Origin of the sequence: Bradyrhizobium sp. 4, from assembly GCF_023100905.1 — a bacterium.
Lineage (GTDB): Bacteria > Pseudomonadota > Alphaproteobacteria > Rhizobiales > Xanthobacteraceae > Bradyrhizobium.
Genome location: NZ_CP064686.1, coordinates 2260117 through 2276253 on the forward strand (window position 1 = coordinate 2260117; position 16137 = coordinate 2276253).

The 16137-nt window shown below is 64.2% G+C and carries 15 protein-coding genes; 10 read left to right on the forward strand and 5 right to left on the reverse strand.

Annotation, left to right across the window (positions count from 1 at the left end; genetic code table 11):
• Positions 1–139: 139 nt before the first annotated feature.
• Positions 140–1210, reverse strand: coding sequence for a glycosyltransferase family 4 protein (locus IVB45_RS10370; protein ID WP_247360063.1), 1071 nt, complete (start codon positions 1208–1210; stop codon positions 140–142).
• Between the two features lie 277 nt (positions 1211–1487).
• Between IVB45_RS10370 and IVB45_RS10375 the strand changes: the two genes are divergently transcribed.
• From IVB45_RS10375 to IVB45_RS10390, 4 genes are read left to right on the forward strand one after another with little or no spacing between them, the layout of a single operon-like run.
• A complete protein-coding gene (locus IVB45_RS10375) occupies positions 1488–3251 on the forward strand; it encodes an ABC transporter ATP-binding protein (protein WP_247360062.1) in 1764 nt (587 codons plus the stop codon).
• A 56-nt stretch (positions 3252–3307) separates the two neighbouring features.
• Complete coding sequence (locus IVB45_RS10380; RefSeq protein ID WP_247288461.1) at positions 3308–5512, forward strand: amylo-alpha-1,6-glucosidase; 2205 nt, start codon at positions 3308–3310, stop codon at positions 5510–5512.
• A 22-nt stretch (positions 5513–5534) separates the two neighbouring features.
• On the forward strand, positions 5535–6056 hold the full coding sequence (locus tag IVB45_RS10385) for a PRC-barrel domain-containing protein (RefSeq protein ID WP_027568795.1): 522 nt from the start codon (positions 5535–5537) through the stop codon (positions 6054–6056).
• A 23-nt stretch (positions 6057–6079) separates the two neighbouring features.
• Positions 6080–7393 carry an MFS transporter gene (locus tag IVB45_RS10390; protein ID WP_247288462.1) on the forward strand — a complete coding sequence of 438 codons (1314 nt, stop codon included), beginning with the start codon at positions 6080–6082 and terminating at the stop codon, positions 7391–7393.
• A 38-nt stretch (positions 7394–7431) separates the two neighbouring features.
• On the opposite strand, the gene IVB45_RS10395 is transcribed toward IVB45_RS10390, so the two are convergent.
• The 4 genes from IVB45_RS10395 to fixL form a co-directional block, all read right to left on the reverse strand.
• Positions 7432–8133 (reverse strand): helix-turn-helix domain-containing protein, encoded by a 702-nt coding sequence (locus IVB45_RS10395; protein WP_007594028.1) that lies wholly within the window; start codon positions 8131–8133, stop codon positions 7432–7434.
• A gap of 84 nt (positions 8134–8217) precedes the next feature.
• Complete coding sequence (locus tag IVB45_RS10400; protein ID WP_247288463.1) at positions 8218–8658, reverse strand: response regulator; 441 nt, start codon at positions 8656–8658, stop codon at positions 8218–8220.
• 58 nt (positions 8659–8716) lie between these two features.
• Positions 8717–9334, reverse strand: coding sequence for a response regulator FixJ (gene fixJ, locus IVB45_RS10405; protein WP_247288464.1), 618 nt, complete (start codon positions 9332–9334; stop codon positions 8717–8719).
• 3 nt (positions 9335–9337) lie between these two features.
• Entirely contained in the window at positions 9338–10855 is a 1518-nt protein-coding gene (fixL, locus tag IVB45_RS10410; protein WP_247288465.1) for a sensor protein FixL, read from the reverse strand.
• A 204-nt stretch (positions 10856–11059) separates the two neighbouring features.
• Here fixL and IVB45_RS10415 point away from each other — a divergent pair, with 204 nt between their 5' ends.
• From IVB45_RS10415 to ccoP, 6 genes are all read left to right on the forward strand, one after another.
• Entirely contained in the window at positions 11060–11893 is an 834-nt protein-coding gene (locus IVB45_RS10415; protein ID WP_247360061.1) for a universal stress protein, read from the forward strand.
• A gap of 38 nt (positions 11894–11931) precedes the next feature.
• On the forward strand, positions 11932–12357 hold the full coding sequence (locus IVB45_RS10420) for a CBS domain-containing protein (protein ID WP_247360060.1): 426 nt from the start codon (positions 11932–11934) through the stop codon (positions 12355–12357).
• A 322-nt stretch (positions 12358–12679) separates the two neighbouring features.
• The gene (gene ccoN / locus IVB45_RS10425; RefSeq protein WP_247360059.1) at positions 12680–14329 is read left to right on the forward strand and encodes a cytochrome-c oxidase, cbb3-type subunit I; all 1650 of its coding nucleotides are present in this window, start codon (positions 12680–12682) and stop codon (positions 14327–14329) included.
• 10 nt (positions 14330–14339) lie between these two features.
• Positions 14340–15074, forward strand: a complete 735-nt coding sequence (gene ccoO / locus IVB45_RS10430; protein WP_007594017.1) for a cytochrome-c oxidase, cbb3-type subunit II — start codon at positions 14340–14342, stop codon at positions 15072–15074.
• A 13-nt stretch (positions 15075–15087) separates the two neighbouring features.
• Positions 15088–15252 (forward strand): CcoQ/FixQ family Cbb3-type cytochrome c oxidase assembly chaperone, encoded by a 165-nt coding sequence (locus tag IVB45_RS10435; RefSeq protein ID WP_007594016.1) that lies wholly within the window; start codon positions 15088–15090, stop codon positions 15250–15252.
• Positions 15253–15258: 6 nt separating this feature from the next.
• The gene (ccoP, locus tag IVB45_RS10440; RefSeq protein WP_027568802.1) at positions 15259–16134 is read left to right on the forward strand and encodes a cytochrome-c oxidase, cbb3-type subunit III; all 876 of its coding nucleotides are present in this window, start codon (positions 15259–15261) and stop codon (positions 16132–16134) included.
• Positions 16135–16137 lie beyond the last annotated feature (3 nt).

A 16137-nucleotide genomic window follows, 5' to 3' on the forward strand; every position in this document is an offset into this window, starting at 1 on the left:
AATCTCTCCGCGGGGACGGTCTGGATTGCTTCGCTGCGCTCGCAATGACGGTTGATAGAGAGGAGCGCGCCCCACAAATGTCGATGGCCGGGACATGCCCCGGCCATGACGGTCGCGATGGGATGGGCGCGTGCTCCTGCTACTCTGCGCTGCTCACCAGCTTGATCCGCGGCGCCTGTTCCTCGCCAAGGCTGCGATAGGCTGCGAGATAATCCAGCGCCATGCGCCGCGCCGTGAAGCGCGTCTCGAACTGCTTGCGGATGACGGAGCGGTCGAGTTGCTGCAGGCGGCCGACGACGCCGGCGGCGCTGAGGACGTCCTCGACGACGAAGCCGGTGAGGCCCTCGTCGATGATCTCCGGCACCGAGCCGCGGTTGAAGGCGATGACCGGCGTTCCGCAGGCCATCGCTTCGATCATCACCAGGCCAAACGGCTCCGGCCAGTCGATCGGCAGCAAAAGGCCCAGCGCGCCGCTCAAGAAGTCCGACTTCTCGTGATCGCTGATCTCGCCGATGAATTCCACCAGCGGATTGTTCTCGATCATCGGCCGGATCAGCTCGTCATAGTAATCCTGGTCGGCACGATCGACCTTGGCTGCGATCTTGAGCGGAATGCCGCAATGCGTCGCGATCTTGATGGCGCGATCGACGCCCTTTTCCGGCGCGATACGGCCGAGCACGGCGAGGTATTCCTGCTTCGCCTGCTTCGGCGTCAGCAGATTCTCGGGCAGGCCGTGGTGGATCGTCCTCACCCAGTTCGCCTGCGGCACCGGCCGGCGCTGCGCGTTCGAAATCGAGACGACGGGGACCTTCGAGAAGGTATTGAAAACCGGTTGATGCTCCGGCAGATCGAGCCGGCCGTGCAGCGTGGTCAGGAACGGCGTCGGCTGCCGGTAGAACAGCGACCACGGATAATAATCGAGATGGAAATGGAGGAAGTCGAACTCCTCGTCGTCACATTTCTGCCGCACCCGCTCCAGCATCACCATGTGCAGAGCATTGGGATCGCGCACGGAACCGTCGAGGCGGAGCGCCCGCGGCCATAACGCGTCCAGCTTCGCCGAGGTTTGCGAATCGCCGCTGGCGAACAGCGTCACGTCGTGGCCAAGAGCCACCAGCTCTTCCGTCAACCAGTGCACCACCCGCTCGGTGCCGCCATAAAGCTTGGGTGGAACTGCCTCCGTCAACGGAGCAACCTGCGCGATGCGCATCTCACCATCTCCTCTGTGCGATCATGATTGTAGAAAGCCCCCGCCTGTTCAGCACCGGCATGCCAATCAAGGGAACGTTCCCGCACTTGCGAAGTTCCTCCTTCCGAACGTTACTTATTCGACACGTCGTATGCTCGTCGCGATGCTGCCATCACATCATCGCAGAACGCCCGCATCCGCATGTCGTGATCAGTGTGCCCGGGAACCGAGGCGAAGTGGTCGATGTTCAGTCGACTAACAGAAAAATTGAAAACATCACGACGGGGTCGATAATCACATGGATCATCTTTCTGGGTATGCGCACCGGCCGTTTGCCTTTGTTTTGCGCTATCTTCGGCGCCGGCTCGCGTCGCATCTCGTGATCCTGGCGGCTGTGGTGGCGGCCGTTGCCTGCTCCGTAGGCACGCAGTATGGCGTCAAATCCCTCGTCGACAGTCTGTCGGCCGGCGCTGCGCATGGTGGGAGCGTATGGCTGGCATTCATTTTCCTCATGACGCTGATCGCCGCCGACAATTTCCTTTGGCGGATCGCGAGCTGGACGGCCAGCTTCACCTTCGTGCGTGTCACGGGTGATCTGCGCCGTGACATCTTTCGTCATCTGACCGGCCACGCGCCGAGCTACTTCTCCGACCGCATGCCCGGCATGCTGACCAGCCGCATCACCGCGACGTCGAATGCGGTGTTCACGGTCGAGAACATGTTCGTCTGGAATGTGCTGCCGCCGTGCATCGCAACGGTTGCGGCCATCGCGCTGATCGGAACCGTCAGTCCCTACATGGCGCTCGGCCTGATCGTGATCGCCGGCGGCATGGTGCTTGCGATGTTCCGCCTCGCCGCCGCAGGAAAACCGCTGCATGACGACTTCGCCGACAAGGCCGCCGTCGTCGACGGCGAGATGATCGACGTCATCAGCAACATGCCGCTGGTGCGCGCCTTCTGCGGCATCGGGCACGAGCATGAGCGGTTCGACGCGACTGTGAACCGGGAGCTCACCGCACGCGGCCGCAGCCTGCGCTATCTGGAGAAGCTGCGGCTTATCCATGCCGGCGTCACTGTCGTGCTCACGATCGCCCTGATGGCCTGGGCGATCATGCTCTGGCAGGATGGCCGGGCGACCACCGGCGACGTCGTGCTGGTCTGCACCCTCGGTCTCTCCATTTTGAATGCGACGCGCGATCTCGCGGTGGCGCTGGTCGACGTCACCCAGCACGTTGCCCGGCTGACCGAGGCGATCGCCACGCTGCTGGTGCCGCATGGATTGCGCGACCATCCCGAGGCCGAGCCGCTGGTGAAGAGCGGCGCCGCGATCGCGTTCAACAATGTCACCTTCGGCTATCCCGCAGCTGAGAAGATCTTCGAGCGCTTCAGCCTGCGCCTGCAACCCGGCCAGCGCGTCGGCCTGGTGGGCCAGTCCGGCGGCGGCAAGTCGACGTTGTTCACGCTGCTGCAGCGCTTCTACGATACCGACGAGGGCAGCATCACCATCGACGGCCAGGACATTTCCAAGGTGACGCAGCAGAGCCTGCGCGAAGCGATCTCGGTCGTGCCGCAGGACATTTCTTTGTTCCACCGCTCAATTCGCGAGAACATCCGCTATGGTCGCCCGAACGCGACCGACGACGAGGTGCTGCGTGCCGCAATTGCGGCGCGCTGCGATTTCGTCGAAAGCCTGCCTGGTGGTCTCGACACCATGGTCGGCGACCGCGGCGTCAAGATGTCCGGCGGCCAGCGCCAGCGCATCGCGATTGCGCGCGCCTTCCTGAAGGACGCGCCGATCCTGCTGCTGGACGAGGCGACCGCCGCGCTCGACAGCGAATCCGAGGAGGCGATCCGCGAGGCGTTGTCGCGGCTGATGCGCGGCCGCACGGTCATCGCGATCGCGCATCGCCTCGCTACCCTGCGCAATTTCGATCGCGTGGTCGTGTTGAGGGGTGGTAAGATCATCGAGGACGGGTCGCCTGAGCGTCTGATGCAGGGCCACGGGCCCTATCGTGAGCTGGTCACGCAGGAAATGAGCCGGCTCGCCCAGGCCGCAGCGTAAACCAACAGTCGCGTTCGAGTCGGTTGCGTGTCGAAACAAGCGCAGGGGAGCTGCTGATGTCGGCTGAAGCCGTTACCCAATTCGTCTCCGTGACGCGGACCGTGGACCAGGTCGCGGAGCAGCCTTTCTATATTCCGATGACAGGACCGTCGGCGCGGCCGCGGCGTTCGCTCAAGCACGACGACACCTTTATCGTGCTCGACAGCCATGGCGACATCGGCGCTTCGGCCGGCGGGCCCGATGGGCTGTTTCATCACGACACGCGCTACCTCGCGAGGCTCGAGCTCGTGCTCGACGATCTCCAGCCGTTGCTGCTGGGCTCGAACCTGCGCGACGACAATTCAGCCCTGACCGTCGATCTCACCAATCCCGACATCTACCGGCAGGGCAGCCTCGTGCTGCAAAAGGATCTGCTGCACATCGTGCGCACGATCTTCCTGTGGCGCGGCACCGCTTATCAGCGCATCGGCGTGCAGAACCACGGCGACCGCCCGGCCGGCTTCGCGCTGACGCTGCTGTTCGACAACGATTTCGCCGATCTGTTCGAAGTCCGCGGCGAGCGGCGCCCGCGCCGCGGCATCGGCTCGAGCCGGCTGTTGGGACCAACCGACGTGCTGTTCGACTACCGCGGTCTCGATGACGCCGAGCGCACCACGGGCCTGCATTTCGACCCGCGCCCGACGAAGCTGTCGGTGAATGCCGCGACCTGGCAGCTCGAACTCGACCCTCACGAGTCGAAATCCCTGTTCGTGGCCGTGTCCTGCAATCGGCCGATCGCGGAGAAGCCGGCGCGCTTTTTCCAGAGTTTGCTCGCCCATCGCCGCGAGATGCGGCAATCGACGATGGGCGCCACCAGCATCGAGACCTCCAACAACATCTTCAATGAGGTGCTGTGCCAGGCCATGGCCGACCTCAACATGTTGATGACGGAGACGCCGCAGGGCCGCTATCCCTATGCGGGGATTCCCTGGTACTCGACGACATTCGGCCGCGACGGGCTGATCACGGCGCTGCAGATGCTGTGGGTCGATCCGCGAATCGCCAAGGGTGTGCTGCGGCGGCTCGCCCATTTCCAGGCCAAGGCGGTCGATCCGCTCGCCGATGCCGCGCCGGGCAAGATCCTGCACGAGATGCGCGGCGGCGAGATGGCGGCGCTGCGCGAGGTACCGTTCGCGCAATATTACGGCAGCGTCGATTCCACGGCCTTGTTCGTCCTGCTGGCGGGAAGCTATTTCGAGCGCACCGGCGACGAGACGACGTTGACCGACCTGTGGCCGGCCATCGAGGCGGGGTTGGCCTGGATCGACGGCCCCGGTGACCCCGACAAGGACGGCTTCGTCGAATATCAGCGCGCTACGGAAAAGGGCCTCGCCAACCAGGGCTGGAAGGATTCCTACGACGCGATCTTCCATGCCGATGGCCAGCTTGCGGAAGGCAATCTCGCGCTGGCCGAGGTGCAAGGTTACGTCTTTGCCGCCAAGCGGCTCGCCGCGCGCTGCGCGCTCCGGCTCGGCAAACCCGATCTTGCCAGGAAGCTCGAGGCCGAGGCCAAGACGCTGGCCGAGCGTTTCGAGGCCGCGTTCTGGTGCGAGGAGCTCGGCACCTATGCGCTTGCACTCGACGGCAAGAAGCGGCCCTGCAAGGTGCGGACCTCCAACGCCGGCCAGGTCCTGTTCAGCGGCATGATCCGCGAGGACCGCGCGCGCCTCGTCGCCGCCGATTTGATGCGGCCGCATTTCTTCTCGGGCTGGGGCATCCGCACCGTCGCTGTCGGCGAGGTGCGTTACAACCCGATGTCCTATCATGATGGGTCGATCTGGCCGCACGACAATGCGCTGATCGCGCTCGGGCTCGCGCGCTACGGGCTCAAGCATTCGGTCGCGCATGTCTTCAAGGGACTGTTCGACGCCGCGACCTACATGGACCTGCGCCGGTTGCCCGAATTGTTCTGCGGCTTCCGGCGCGAAAAGCGGCGCGGCCCGACGCTCTATCCGGTCGCCTGCGCGCCGCAGGCCTGGGCTAGCGCCACGGCGTTCACGCTATTGGAGGCGGCGCTGGGCATCGAGTTCGACGTGGACCGCGGCGAGATCCGGCTGCGCAATCCGCATCTGCCGGCGTTTCTGCATGAGGTGATCTTGCGCGATCTGCGTCTTGGCGAGTCCAGCGTGGACCTGCGCGTCAGCCGCCATGGCGACGACGTGGCGCTGGAGGTGTTGCGCACGCGTGGCCAGATTCAGGTCTCGATCGTGCTGGCGCGCTAGCGGCGCGCCGGAAGGAGGGTGCATGCGTACCGCCGGATGGTTGGCCTTGGGCGTCGTGATCGTCGGCGGAATGACGCTCGCCGTGTCACGTGCCGCGGAGGAGTCGCCCGCACCCGCGACTGAAGCGAATGCACCGCCGACGGCGCAACCGCCGGCGTCATCGGTCCCCGTCACGCCAAAGAATGCCGCGCCACCGCCGTCGGTCACGATCATCGGCGCGAGCGATGCGCACGGTGTGCTTGGCCGTGACGTGCTCAGCGCGGCGAACGAGGACATGGGCCGCATCGTCGACGTCATCGTCGATCGGAGCGGGCACGTGCGCGCTGCCGTGATCGATTTCGGCGGCTTCCTCGGCGTCGGCAGCCGCAAGATCGTGGTGGACTGGAACGCGATGCGGTTCGGCAAGATCGTCAACAAGAAGGACAGCATCACGCTGGAATTGACCAAGGCACAGGTCGCAGCCGCGCCAGAATACAAGGAGGACACGCCGATGGTGGTGCTCGGCGCGTCCGGCAGCCTGCAGCCGCTGCAAGCTGTTCAGTGAGGCGCGGGGAGGGATGGCCGCCGGTGCTGTTGTCGAGGAAGCCGAATCATGCGGATCGCGAGGGCCGCGTTGAGCAGGATAACGTCTCGGCGCCGTCGCCGGCCGGCATTCCGGCGCCGTCGCGCCAGAGCCTGCGCGGCCTCGACTGGTTCATCTTCTTCCTCGCCGACGTGCAGACCGGATTCGGGCCGTTCATCGCGGTCTATCTGACGACCCAGAAATGGACCCAGGTCGAGATCGGCCTCGTGCTGTCGATCGGGGGCATCGTTGCCCTGATCGGCCAGATGCCAGGCGGCGCCATCATCGATGCCGCGAAATCCGAGCGGCTGGTCGCCGGCCTCGCGATCGCCACCATCGGCTGCTGCGCGCTCGCCTATGCGGCGATGCCGATCTTCCCCGTGGTGGTGGCTGCGGCCACCTTGCATGCGGCAGCGAGCTGCGTGCTCGGACCGGCGATCGCGGCGATCAGCCTCGGTCTGGTCGGCCCGCTCGCGATCGGCGAGCGTCTCGGCCGCAATGCGCGATTTGCTTCGCTTGGTAACGGCGTTGCGGCCGCGGTGATGGGAACGGCCGGCTATCTGCTGTCGAGCCGTTCGGTATTCCTGGTGACCTTCCTGCTCGCAATCCCCACTTTGATCGCGCTCTCTCGCATCCGCGAGCACGAGGTCGACATCGCGCGCTGTCACGGCGAGATGCCGCGCGAGGCGGAGGATCGCGGCGACACCAATATCTGGCATCTGATCCGGCAGCGGCCGCTCATTGTCTTCGCGGTCAGCGTGCTCTTGTTACAGCTCGCGAACGCCTCGATGATGCCGCTGATGGCAAGCGCGGTGACGGCGCGATCGAGCGAGTGGGCGACGGTGCTCGTAGCCTTTTGCATCGTCGTGCCGCAAGCGATCGTGGCACTGCTGTCGCCGAGCGTCGGGCGCAAGGCGCAAGCATGGGGTCGCAGGCCGCTACTGCTGATCGGATTCGCGGCGCTGACGATTCGCGGTCTACTGTTCGCGACCGTGCGCGATCCGTATCTGCTGGTGCTCGTGCAGGTGTTCGACGGCCTCACTGCGGCGGTGTTCGCGGTGATGATCCCGCTGATCGTGGCCGACGTCGCCTTCGGCAGCGGCCATTTCAACCTTGCGCAGGGCATCGTCGGCACGGCCATGGGCATCGGCGCGTCGCTGAGCACCGCGCTCGGCGGCTATGTCAGCGATAAATTCGGCAATGCCATGGCGTTCACCGGACTGTCCGGCGTCGCGGCGACGGGACTTCTGCTCATTCTGCTTGTGATGCCGGAGACGCGGCGCAAGGGCATGATCGCAGCAAAAGAAATGGCCGGCTGAATCAATCAGCCGGCCATGAGGGGGTGGGAGAGGGGAGATCAGGCGTCGAGATTGTGCAGGCGTGCGCGGTTGCGCAACACGATCTGGCGGGCGCCGGAGAAGCCGAGAATGCCCTGGGCGTGAAGCTGTGACAGCGCGCGCGAGACGGTCTCGAGCGTGAGACCGAGATAGTCGCCGATGTCGCGGCGGCACATCGGCAGCGCCATCATGCCGGCAACTGCGAGGCGGCGGTCCATTTCGAGCAGGAAGGTTGCGACGCGCTCCATCGCGGTCTTGCGGCCCAGCAGCAGCATGTGGTCTTCGGCATGGCGAAGCTCACCAGCGGTCATGGCCCAGAGCTTGCGGGCGACCTGGACGTCGGTGGCTGCGGCCTTCTCGAGGCTCGCGCGCTTCACGAGGCGCACCGTGGTGTCAATGATGGCTTCAGCAGCGAGGCGATGGGTGGTGCCGGATTCGAGGCCGAACACGTCGCCGGGAAGGTGGAAGGAGCCGATCTGGCGACGGCCGTCGGAGAGAAGCTTGTAGCTGCGCACGGCGCCGGTGACGACCTGATAGACGTACTCGGCCGGCTCGTCCTCGCCATAGATCTCCTCTTCCTTGCGGTAGGAGAACTCGGTGGCAACGAGGCCGACATGGCCAGCGATCGCACCGAACTGGTCGGAGACGGGATGGCCTGGGGCGATCTTGCTGCCGTTGATCTGGGTCTTGATCGCCTGGGTGTTGATCGTCTGGGTCAGCATCTGCGCCATCTCCGTTGTGATGACGCTTTGTTACGCGGTATCGGGTGCCTCGAAAATTTCGCGAGATATCTTAAGGGGGGTGCCTTACGTAGAATCCCGTAGGTCAGCGTGGACCCGGTTCTGGATGGCGTGGCGAATGCGTTTGATCAGGTTTTCGTCCAGAAGCGGCTTCAGAATCACTTCATTCACGCCTGCGGCCGCCGCCCGGGCCGAGATATTCGAGTCGGGATAGCCGGTGATCAGGATCACCGGGGTGTCGCCCTCGGACTGGCGCAGCCGCCCGGCCAGCTCGATGCCGTTGATGTCGGGCATCTTGTAGTCGATCAGGTAACAGTCTGCACCGGACGGGCTCGCCGCATTGAGCAGCGCCGTGGCGTTCCTGAAGGTCCGCACGGCAAAACCGTCGGTTTCCAACAGAAAGCGCAGGGAGCCCAGCACGGCGGCGTCGTCGTCCACCACATAGACGGTTAATTTCGCGGGTGACGACATCGGGAGCCGCTCAGGATGGGAGCTGATCGCAATCATTCCGATCTGGTAGCACAGGGCGGGCGGACGGTTTTGACTTGCCTCAATCCTGGTGACTTCAATCGTTGAGCATTCCGGCCCGCATTGCCAGCCGCACCAGTTCCGACAGGCTGTTGGCCTGCATCTTGGTCATCACATTGGCCCGGTAGACCTCGATGGTGCGTGGGCTGATGTCGTACTCGCGGGCGATCAGCTTGTTGGAGAGGCCCGCGATCAGCCCCTCCATGACCTGGCGTTCCCTGGGGCTCAGGGAAGCGACGCGAGCGGCGACATCCTGGGCGATGGCGTCGTTCTTGGCCGCCGGCTCGCCCTCGCGGATCGCTGATTCGATCATGGCGACGAGGCGGTCATCTTCGAACGGCTTTTCCAGGAAATCCATGGCACCGAGCTTCATCGCCTCGACCGCGAGCGGCACGTCGCCATGGCCGGTCATGATCAGGATTGGAAACCGGCTGCGCTGCGCCTTGAGGCGCTTGAGAAGCTCGATCCCGTCGATGCCGGGCATGCGCACGTCGGAGACGACGCAACCGAAGGCGAGGCCGGGCAGGGCGTCGAGAAAACCCTGCGCGTTGTCGAACAGTGTGACGCCGAAGCCAGCCGAATCCAGCAGGAAATTCAGCGAATCCCGCATCGCCTCGTCGTCGTCAATGACGTAGATGATTCCCTTGGTCGTCATGGATCAGTTCTCGTCGGCTGCCGGCAACGTGAAGCGGAATGTCGCTCCACCCGATGCGTTGCTCTCGGCCCACATCCGGCCGCCGTGAGCCTCGATGATCGAGCGGCTGATGGAGAGTCCCACGCCCATGCCGGTGTCCTTGGTGGTGAAAAAAGTCTGAAACAGGTTCGGCATGACGTCGTCCTGGAAGCCGGAGCCGGAATCGGAGACCTCGATCTCGATCATGTCGTCGGCGACGCGGGTGTTGGTGACGACGAGCTCGCGCCGAGGCGACTGCGCCATCGCTTCCAGCGCGTTGCGGAAGAGGTTGACCAGCACCTGCTGGATTTGCACCCGGTCGGCGAGCACGAGATCGGCATTGGGATTGAGGCTGAAGCGAAGCTGCACGTCCTGCTCGCGCGCGCCTGCCAGCCCGAGGGCGCCGGCCTCCTCGATCAGCTTGGACAGGCTCTCGATCCTTTTCTCCGATTCGCCGCGGGAGACGAAGTCGCGCAAGCGGCGGATGATCTGGCCGGCGCGCAGCGCCTGCTCGGCGGCCCGGTCCAGCGCGCTCTCGATCTTCGGCGTATTCGGATCCTGGCTTCCGGCGAGCAGCCGCCGCGACCCCTTCATGTAGTTGCTGATCGCTGCCAGCGGCTGGTTGAGCTCGTGAGCGAGCGCGGACGCCATTTCGCCCATCGCGCTCAGCCGCGAGACGTGGACAAGTTCGGACTGCAGTTCCTGGAGCCGCGCCTGGGTTTTCTGATGCTCGGTAAGATCGCGGACGAAACCGGTAAAATAGGGCTCGCCGCCCGACTGCATCTCGCCGATCGACAGGTGCATCGGAAAGGTCGTGCCGTCGCGGCGCTTGCCGGTCACGATCCGGCCGATGCCGATGATGTGCGGGTCGCCGGTGGTGCGATAGCGCGCGATGTAGCCGTCGTGACGTGAGCTGTCGGGCTCCGGCATCAGGATGCGGACGTTCTGGCCGATCGCCTCCGACTCGACCCAGCCAAACAGGCGCTCGGCCGCCGTGCTGAAGAACTGGATGATGCCGTGGCCGTCGATGACGATCATGGCGTCGGGAATCGTCTGGAGGATCGAGCGGAGGTGACTCTCGCGGGTGCGCAGGGTCTCCTCGACCTGCTTTTCCTCATCGACGTCAAGAAAGATGCCGCTGAGATGTCGGGCGGCGCCGGCGTCGTCCCGAATTAGCCCCGCGCGGGCGCGGATCCACTGCGCTCTGCCCGACGCCCCCGTGACCCTGAACGACACGTCGAAGCTGCCGCCCCGTTCGGAGACGCGCCGGATCGCACTCTCGATCCGCTCGCGGTCGTTCGGCTCCAGCCGGGACAGGAACAGCGCGTAACTCACCGATTGGCCGGATTCGATTCCGAACAGGATTCTGGCCGTCTCCGACCACTCCAATTCCAGTGTCTTGAGATCGAGATCCCAGGTCCCGACGCCAAATCCCTCGATTCGAACGCGGAAATGTTCGCCCCGGCCGTCATCTTGCGGATGAATCACACGGGTCGGCGCCACACGATCACTCCCATTCTGATGCGGGGAACCGCACAGCGTTGCCGTCGGCAATGTACCCAAGGAGGGGCCAGAGGCAAGTTCCGATGTCTTATACCATTGGCAGATTTCGGGCGCGCGCGGTGATCCAAGGTTTTGATCTATCTCATCCTGCCAGCCGGCGGCCGGCTTACGATCGGATCAAAGCTCATTGCCCCGGAGACTCCGATGACATACGCGACCGTGATGGTCAGCCTGGCGCTCGATCAGCCCAACGAGGCGCGGCTTCAGGTCGCGGGCGAGCTTGCCGAACGATTTGAGGCGTCGATCATCGGCGTTGCTGCGGCGCAGTTCGCGCCGCCGCTCTACTTCAGCGATGGCGCCGCAGCGCAGGGACTGATCGATGAGGGAGAAGCCTCGGTCAAGCGACGCCTGGGCGAGCTCGAGGCGCAATTCCGCGCCGCGATCAGGAATCGCGGCGGACATGTGGAATGGCGCAGCGCCATGGATTTCCCGGCGCGCTTTACGTTCACCCAGGCGCGTTGCGCCGACATCATCGTTACCGGCGGGCAGAGCCCGGCCTTCTCCGACGCCTTCGCGCTCGCGAGCCCAAAGGATCTGGTGATGCAAGCCGGCCGGCCGATCCTGGTCGTGCCTGACGGCGTCAACTGGCTCGACCTGCGCAGCGTCCTAGTGGCGTGGAAGGATACGCCGGAAGCCCGGCGGGCGCTGGCCGATGCGCTGCCGATCCTGCGCAAGGCCAGGGATGTCACCGTCCTTGCAATTCCCGAAGGCGACGACGATCGTCCCGCCGCGGTCGCTGGCGTGACTGACGTGACGGCGTGTCTTGCCCGCCATGGCGTGACCGCGATCGCGCGCGTTTCCGAAGCGGCCCGCAACGAAACTGTCGCCGGGCAACTGGAGAAGATTGCCGGCGATGTCGGCGCCAGCCTGATCGTCGCCGGTGCCTACGGTCATTCGCGCTTCCGCGAGCTGATCCTCGGCGGCGTCACCGAGTATCTGGTTACTCAATCTGCCCGCTGTGTGCTGCTGTCGCACTGACGCGGGAGCGGTGCAAGACGAATCAAAGAGGACGCGCCGTGTACAGATTCCTTGAGCAGACCGTCGACGGCTACATGACGCACGACGTCAGGACGGTGAGGCGCGACCTCGACCTGCTCGCGCTCAGCGAGATGTTCGAACGCGACGATTTCAATTCCTATCCCGTAGAGGACGACGGGCAGGTCGTCGGCATCGTCACCAAGTTCGACATCCTGAAGTGCTTCGCCTTCACGCCGAGCCAGATGTTGCCGCGCTACCACGACCTGATGAGCCGCAAAATCGGCGACGTCATGACGCCCGACTTTATCTATGTCAGCCCCGACACGCGGCTGACGCGCGTGCTCCAGATCATGGTCGAGCACCGCATCAGGAGCATCATCGTGCTCGACGGAGCGCAGAAGCTGGTCGGAATCATCGCCCGCGAGGACGTTATCGCGGCGCTCAAGGCGGCGGCACGCGAGTGACGTTTCCCCTTCTCCCCTTGTGGGAGAAGGTGGCATAGGCGGCCTTCGGCCGCCGTTCTTAAGAACGCCGAAGCGAAGCTTCGGCTATGGCGCCGGATGAGGGGTCTCTTTCCTCGGACAGACGTTTGCCGAGGAGGCGACCCCTCACCCAAATGAGTCCGCCGCACGGTCCTCGCCGCCCTCTCCCGCAAGGGGAGAGGGCACATCAACTGGCGGTGGCGCAACTCTCACATTAACAGAAATCCACATAGCTTGATTTCAATCAATTCCCCGCGAGGGCGAATGTGGTTTCTGGCCCTGTGTTCTTTCAGAGAGAATCCGCATGAGCCAGCCCTCCATCTCCAAGTCCATGACGTCAGGTGAAAGCGGCCTGGCTGTCGTGTTCGCGGTCACCGCCTTCCTCTGCGTGATTGCCTCGGCCAAGGCGCTCGATGCGCCCTTCGCCTTCCATGCCGCGCTGAGCGCGGCGGCGAGCCTCGCCGCGGTCTTCTGCATCATCAACCGTTACCTCGACCGGCCGGCGGCGCTGCCGCCTGCGGAGATCAATGGGCGCCCCAATTACAACATGGGGCCGATCAAGTTCTCCTCCGTCATGGCGATGTTCTGGGGCATTGCCGGCTTTCTCGTCGGCCTCATCATCGCCTCGCAACTGGCGTGGCCGGCGCTGAACCTCGATCTGCCCTGGACCAGCTTCGGCCGCCTGCGTCCGCTGCACACGTCCGCAGTGATCTTCGCCTTTGGCGGCAACGTCCTGATCGCGACGTCCTTCTACGTCGTGCAGAAGAGCTGCCGCGTTCGCCTTGCAGGCGATCTCGCGCCCTGGTTCGTCGTCGTAGGCTACAATTTCTTCATCCTGATCGCCGGCACCGGCTATCTGCTCGGCGTCACCCAGTCGAAGGAATATGCCGAGCCGGAATGGTACGCCGATCTGTGGCTGACCATCGTCTGGGTCACCTATCTGCTGGTCTTCCTTGCCACGATCATCAAGCGCAAGGAGCCGCACATCTTCGTCGCGAACTGGTTCTATCTCGCCTTCATCGTGACGATTGCGGTCTTGCATCTCGGCAACAACCCCGCGCTGCCGGTCTCGGTGTTCGGCTCGAAATCCTACATCGCCTGGGGCGGCATCCAGGATGCCATGTTCCAGTGGTGGTACGGCCACAACGCGGTCGGCTTCTTCCTGACCGCCGGCTTCCTCGCCATCATGTACTACTTCATCCCGAAGCGGGCCGAGCGGCCGATTTACTCCTACCGTCTCTCGATCATCCACTTCTGGGCGCTGATCTTCCTCTACATCTGGGCCGGCCCGCACCATCTGCACTACACGGCGCTGCCGGACTGGACCCAGACGCTCGGCATGACCTTCTCGATCATGCTGTGGATGCCGTCCTGGGGCGGCATGATCAACGGCCTGATGACGCTGTCGGGCGCCTGGGACAAGCTGCGCACCGATCCCGTGCTGCGCATGCTCGTGGTCTCCGTCGCCTTCTACGGCATGTCGACCTTCGAAGGCCCGATGATGTCGATCAAGGTGGTCAACTCGCTCAGCCACTACACCGACTGGACCATCGGCCACGTGCACTCCGGCGCGCTCGGCTGGGTCGGCTTCGTCTCCTTTGGCGCGCTCTACTGCCTCGTGCCCTGGATCTGGAATCGCAAGGGCCTCTACAGCCTCAAGCTCGTCAACTGGCACTTCTGGATCGCGACGCTTGGCATCGTCCTCTACATCTCGGCGATGTGGGTGTCCGGCATCCTCCAGGGTCTGATGTGGCGCGCTTACACCTCGCTCGGCTTTCTCGAATATTCCTTCATCGAGACTGTCGAGGCGATGCATCCCTTCTACATCATCCGCGCTGCCGGCGGCGGGCTGTTCCTGATCGGCGCGTTGATCATGGCCTATAACCTCTGGATGACGGTTCGCGTCGGCGAACAGGAAGTCCAGATGCCCGTCGCTCTCCAGCCGGCGGAATGAGGAGTTTTCCATGTCGTTCTGGACACGCCACCAAATCTTCGAAAAGAACTCGATCATCCTGATCGTTGGCATCCTGCTGGTGATCGCGATCGGCGGTCTCGTCGAGATCACCCCGCTGTTCTACCTCAAGAGCACGATCGAGGCGGTCGACGGGATCCGGCCGTATACGCCGCTGGAGCTCGCCGGGCGCAACGTCTACATCCGCGAGGGCTGCTATCTCTGCCATTCGCAGATGATCCGCCCCTTGCGCGACGAGGTCGAGCGCTACGGCCATTTCTCGCTGGCGGCCGAGAGCATGTACGACCATCCGTTCCAGTGGGGCTCGAAGCGCACCGGTCCCGATCTTGCCCGCGTCGGCGCCAAATATTCTGATGACTGGCACGTCACTCATCTGACCAACCCGCGCGCAATCGTGCCGCAGTCGGTGATGCCCGGCTATCCGTTCCTCAGCCAGACCGAGGTCGATCCGGACACGATCGCCGACCACATGCGCACGCTGCGGACCGTCGGCACGCCCTACACCGACGACCAGATCGCCAATGCGGGCGCCGACATGAAGGCCCAGGCCGATCCGGACAATGCAGGTTCCGACGCGTTCACCAAGCGCTACGCCAAGGCCGTGGTGCGCAACTTCGACGGCAAGGCCGGTACGCCGACCGAGATGGACGCGCTGATCGCCTATCTCCAGATGCTCGGCACGCTGGTCGACTTCAAGATCTACAACGAGAAAGCCAATCTTCGCTGAGAAGGCACCAACGATGAAAGCCATCCTGACCCTCGACAATCTCGCGTCCGGTCTCGTGACCACGATCTGGACGCCGGTGTTCGTCGCGATCTTTGTCGCGATCATCGCCTACGCATTCTGGCCCCGTAACAAGGCAGCTTTCGACGAAGCGGCACACCTGCCGTTGCGGGAGGAGTAAGAGATCATGACCGATCATCATAGCGACATCGATCCCGTCTCCGGCAGGTCCACGACCGGACATGAGTGGGACGGCATCAAGGAGCTCAACACGCCGCTGCCGCGCTGGTGGGTGATCAGCTTCTACCTCACCATCGTCTGGTCGATCGGCTACTGGATCGTGTATCCGGCCTGGCCGCTGATCTCCAGCAATACCACCGGCCTGTTCGGCTACTCGACACGCGCCGACGTCGCGGTCGAGCTCGCCAATCTCGAGAAGATCCGCGGGGCCAAGATGGTTGCGCTGGGCGCGGCCTCACTCGCCGACATCGAGAAGGATCCAGCCCTGCTCGCGCTCGCGCGAGCCAAGGGCAAGACCGTGTTCGGCGACAATTGCGCGCCGTGCCATGGCTCAGGCGGCGCCGGCGCCAAGGGCTATCCGAACCTCAACGACGACGACTGGCTGTGGGGCGGATCGCTCGACCAGATCATGCAGACCATCCAGTTCGGCGCACGTTCCGGTCACGCCAAGGGGCACGAAGGCCAGATGCTCGCCTTCGGCAAGGACGGCGTGCTGAAACCGGACGAGATCGTCACGGCCGCCAACTATGTTCGGGCACTGTCGGGCCTTCCGACCCGCAAGGGCTATGACGCGGCCAAGGGCGAGAAGATCTTCACGGAGAATTGCGTCGCCTGCCATGGCGACGGCGGCAAGGGCAACCCGGAGATGGGCGCTCCCAATTTGACCGACAAGATTTGGCTCTATGGTTCGGACGAGGCGTCGCTGATCGAGACCATCAGCCAGGGCCGCGCGGGCGTGATGCCGGCCTGGGAAGGGCGGCTCGATCCCGCCACCATCAAGGCAATGGCAGTTTACGTCCACTCGCTGGGCGGCGGAAAATAGCCA